The following is a 1375-nucleotide window of genomic DNA, read 5'->3' on the forward strand; positions in this document are numbered from 1 at the left end:
AACCATGCGGCCCACGATATAGGGCTTGTCCGGGTCGCCTTCGTGATAGTTGATCGTCACTTCGTCGCCAATACGGGGGATGAAGATCGAGCCGAACGACTGACCCTGCCATGGCGATGAGACGCGCACCCAGCAGCTTGCGCGCTCGTCCCTCGGTCCGTCCACGTCCCACAGATAATTGATCTTCACCCGACCGTATGCATCGACGTAGATGGCCTGATCTTTCGGCCCGACTACGACCGCCGTTTCCGCGTGGCAGTGAGGCTTCTTCCTCGGCCTGTTCCTGAAGTACCGGTGACGCGGTTGCAGCTCGAAGTCGGTCACACACTGGAACTGGTGTTCGTCCGTCGTTCCGGCCGACCTCGTCGCCCCGCTCGCGTTGTGAATATCAATCGTCGTGGACACGACCAGATACCCAGCGTTCAGCTTTGGCACAGGGTGATCCGTGAGGACGAATGTCCTGCCCGTTTTCAGGCCGAGCAGGTTACCCCTGCCTCTGAGACGCGAATTGCGCGAGTAAAGCGCATAGGCGCGCACGCCCGCGAGATAGCGGGCTTCCTCAAGATAACGGTTAGGCTGACCAGTCAGCCCCCTTGCGCCGGCAAGCGGCTGCGAGAAGTCGCCCCAGTGCCGTTCTTCTGCCCGGTACAGGTCGCCGTATGCGTCGTGATCCTCGACCAGTTGCTGACGTCCACGCGTATAGTCGTAATCGACCACGCTCACCTTCGCGGTCGTGGGGCGGTGCGCCGCCTTGAAGCTGGAGATATATTCCTCGTCTATGCGGCCCGCGCCTGGCTCCTGATAGCGTATCGAGTCGTAAGCATTCCCGTGGGTCTGATGCAAATGGGGCGAGTCACACAGTATGAGCCCTTCGTCATCCTCAAAGTAATATAGCCCCCATTCCCGCCAAAGGCGGGTCAGGAAGTCGAAGTCGGATTCCCACAACTGACGCACGAAGTCGCGTTCCGGGTAACCATCCTTGAGCCGGAACGCGTTCTCCTTCATGCGATACACAACCGGATAGTCGCGCAGCACCTCGGCGGTGATATCCAGCACGTTCAGATTCTGGAATATGCGGCTGCGCGATGTCTTCGTAGTCAGCCACAGCGCGGGACGTACAACGAGGCGGTAGTACAGGTGCCGGTCATCGAAGCCGGTCAGCTCGGCCTTGCTGATGATCCCCGAAATTTTCCTCACGCCAGCGCCGACATTGACAGCGCCTCCATAGCTGGCGACCCCGAAGGGCAATCTACCCTTGCCATCAAACTCGATCGAGATGGTCGCCTCCTTGCCGGCCAGCTTCTCGGTGGACACATTACTGTCGGGGTCGAGCCGGGTAGCGGTCGGCGTGTAGGTTGTCGCCATGTCCAGCGTG

The 1375-nt window shown here is 60.1% G+C and carries 1 protein-coding gene; it reads right to left on the reverse strand.

Annotated features, from left to right (window positions below):
- Positions 1-1365 (reverse strand): type VI secretion system Vgr family protein (locus P0D70_RS36540; protein ID WP_408188103.1); only part of this gene is annotated, 1365 nt, incomplete at its 3' end.
- Positions 1366-1375 lie beyond the last annotated feature (10 nt).

Source organism: Paraburkholderia sp. RL17-381-BIF-C (genome assembly GCF_046026435.1).
In the GTDB taxonomy this organism is placed as follows: domain Bacteria; phylum Pseudomonadota; class Gammaproteobacteria; order Burkholderiales; family Burkholderiaceae; genus Paraburkholderia.